Raw genomic sequence first — 3,144 nt, forward strand, 5'->3', positions numbered from 1 at the left:
CACTTTCTCCTGCATTGTTCCTTTAGCACCTTCTTCATTGGCTACATACAGGACTTTATATCCGTGTTGCTTTACCAATTCATCTGCAAACATCAAGGCTACGGTACTCTTGCCATGAAAGCGTGAGCCGTAAATCATTATATAAAATGGGATATACAGCTTACCTAATAGTTTGCCGAACTTTCCCCTGACTGAGATAGTCTTAAAATTCATTTTGGCAAGGTCGTTTGCCAAAACAACCTGGTCGGATGCAATTACAGCGGTTCTTGTGGTGCCGGGATTGAATGCCCTGTTTTGAGAGCCACTACTTTTGGGCATTGAAGTAGTGGCATTTACTTTCCCAATCCGACAATGCCTTGTAAGCCTTTTAACTGAACATTGGTAACAAGCAGCTTGTCACTCTCCAGATAATCGTGTAAATGCTTTTGGACGTTTTTAACCTGTTCAAATTCCTTGTCAGATTTGTCAACCTTACCGTTTTTCAATGAATTGGTAACTGTGGTAAGTAAGCGTTGGGCTTTTGCTTTTGTAATATTGCCATACAGGTTGATAAACCTTTTAATCAAAGCAACTGCCGGAGTAACACCATAGTCATCCACTATCTTTTTCAGCTTCGTGTTTAGCGAATCCGGAACTTCAAACTTGCAAGTACCATTCATATCCTTGTAAGTCTTGATAAGGTCATTGCTTATGCTTTTTATTTCAGAGGCATACTTGCTTGTTTTGCGGATGGTCTTTTCGGTAGCTGCCTTTTGAATCACCTTATACAAAAGCGATACCTGACGTTCTGTTACCTTCTTATTATGAAAGTTCAGATAACGCCTAATTACTTTTATCTCCAATGGCATCAAATCAACCTCAATGGGTTTTCGTTGTGCTTTTTTTGGAGCTGCCGTTTTCTTTGTGGCTGTCCGTTTGGGCATTGCTTTCTTGGTCACATTTTTTGTCGATTTTTGTGACGAGGTAGTATTCTTTTTTGCTGGTACTTTCTTAGGTGCAGAGCTTTTCTTTTCTGAATCCTTTAAGTATGGTTCAACGATTTTGAAATGATTATCCAACATCTCTTTAATGTCCTTATCCTCATTGTAGAAATCAGCAAATGAATCGAATTCTTTATGTGCTTCCTGTGCTGCTTCCGGCAACTTCTTGAAGTCAATATTTTTGGAGGCTTCCTTGTAGTTTTTGATTGTAAGTTTCATATCACGATATTTTTAATTGTTTCTGTTTAATGCGAATTGCTTTTGCCCGGATTTTGGCAAGTTTCAGTTTGCGCTCTTTGCCCACTATCACACCTTTGTTCACGCTACCTTTATCAGTCAGGTCGATGTACTCATCGGCACGTTTATCGGTAAATGGCTCAAATGATTTAATGGATAAATGTTCCTTGATTGCATAAATCAGGTTATCAAAGCACTTGTTGATGTAAATGCGTTCCTGACCTTGTGGATAAACAGGATGAGAAAACATACCTCCTGATACCAGATAGTTATTTACCCGGTCCTTTTCTTTTAGCTTGTCGTACACATAACATTCAAAGCTTCGGGCAAACATCTCTGCAATATCTTTCCAATAAGCACCTTGAAGTTTTGAGTAGTGATACAGGTAGCTGTCGGTTCTGCGTTTCTTTGTCTCGTCAAAATCATTGTAGCTAACAGCCTTATCTTCCAAAGTATAATACCCAAAGCGGAGCATTAGGATAAGCGAAACGATACTTGTATGCACCACCGATTGCCTTTCCTGAAATGTTGGAACTACCGACTTAATAGAACTTTTCAAAATATCCTTGAACCAATCTTTTGTTGGTGATGAATTACCGCCAATGAAATATTTTTTGCGATAACCTAAACTTTCAATGATTTTATTCAGGTAGCTTTCTGACCGTAGTGGTTTGGTCGATAATTCTAAACCATTCAGGTAATGGTCAAAGAAATGTCCCCACTCATGGGCTACTGAGCCGTCACCATTTCGCTTGGTCAGGTTGATGAGCTGCCGTGTTGGGTAATAAGTAGCCATTGCTTTTCCACCACGACCGAATGCACCAAAAGCAATAGCCAGGGCTTCGTTTATGGATAGGTTGATGTCAAGAACTTCGCATAAATCAACGATGGCTGCAACAAAGTGACGAATGTGTTCCCTGGCTTCATCATCTTTCACGTAGTTTCCTAATGTGAGCGATTTAAAATGAAGCTTCTTGATAACCGTATTTTCATCCGCATCTTCAATCAATAAACCGCCTGTGCGTTTGATGTATGATAGCGGTACGGCTTCTATCTTGGGCTTGCTACTGCTTTTTGAATTGCTTGTTTTCTTTGTTTCTGCCCAGCTCCAATCCGGTTTAAATTCCTTGTATGGGAATCGTTCTTTTTGCTCGTTATATTCTCTTTGGGCATCATTAATAAACCGTGTACAAACTTGAGTAACATACCTTACATAGTCCTCCACAGTCCGAACGCTACTCAACATACCACCCTGAAAAGTCAGGCCGTTTTGCCTATGGCGTTTCATATCGGCAGGAGAAAGAATTTGCTTTGCAGAATCAATACAATCTTGTTGACGTTTAATCCGCTTGTCGGTGTACTCTTTCAACCTTTTTGCATGGGGTTCAGCCTGTTCTTTGGTGATACCTGAATATTGATGGGCTTTCATGTAAGTTTCCTTGACCGCAGATGTAGTCCGATAGCCCTTAATGGTAAAGACAATATTGCGAAGTGCCTTACCGAATATCATTCCAAAATCATGCTTACCCACAATTTCACCATTATTGGCAATGGTATCGAGTTGTTGCAAGTCTGTAATTGAAATGGCATCATTCATAACTTTTACAAAAGCCTCTGCCATCTTCACATATTGCTCCCTGGCTTCTTTGTTGTTGGCATGTGGTTTTGCCGGGAAAGCCTGACGAACCTTTACTTTCAGAAAGGCACAACCTGAATCCGTTCCATTTTCTTTTTCAGCCTGTGGGTCAACCTTTGGAAATACCTTATCCTTTTTGACAAGCTCGATAGCGGTTGCTTCATCCTGTTCGATGCTGTTTAAATCGCTACTGCTGATAAGTTTGTTGTACATGGCTTGTTCTTTCCTGGAACCATGAACACGCTTCCCTGCATCTTTAAATTCCCGGTTCTTTTGCTTCTCCTGCAAAGC

General features: G+C 40.4%; 3 protein-coding genes. All 3 read right to left on the minus strand.

The annotated features are described in order from the left end of the window. The coding region (locus tag KEM10_RS23405) for a hypothetical protein (RefSeq protein WP_212220684.1) at nt 1–318 on the minus strand (318 nt) is incomplete at its 3' end. 14 nt (nt 319–332) lie between these two features. Beyond that, nucleotides 333–1,199 carry a hypothetical protein gene (locus KEM10_RS23410; RefSeq protein ID WP_212220687.1) on the minus strand — a complete coding sequence of 289 codons (867 nt, stop codon included), beginning with the start codon at nt 1,197–1,199 and terminating at the stop codon, nt 333–335. Between the two features lies 1 nt (nt 1,200). Next, the coding region (locus tag KEM10_RS23415) for an LPD1 domain-containing protein (RefSeq protein ID WP_212220689.1) at nt 1,201–3,144 on the minus strand (1,944 nt) is incomplete at its 5' end.

Origin of the sequence: Carboxylicivirga linearis (assembly GCF_018271995.1) — a bacterium.
Classification (GTDB): domain Bacteria; phylum Bacteroidota; class Bacteroidia; order Bacteroidales; family Marinilabiliaceae; genus Carboxylicivirga; species Carboxylicivirga linearis.

Excerpts from the sequence above, each read along its gene's own strand:
- KEM10_RS23410 (WP_212220687.1), bottom strand. The coding sequence starts at position 1,199 with ATGAAACTTACAATCAAAAACTACAAGGAAGCCTCCAAAAATATTGAC.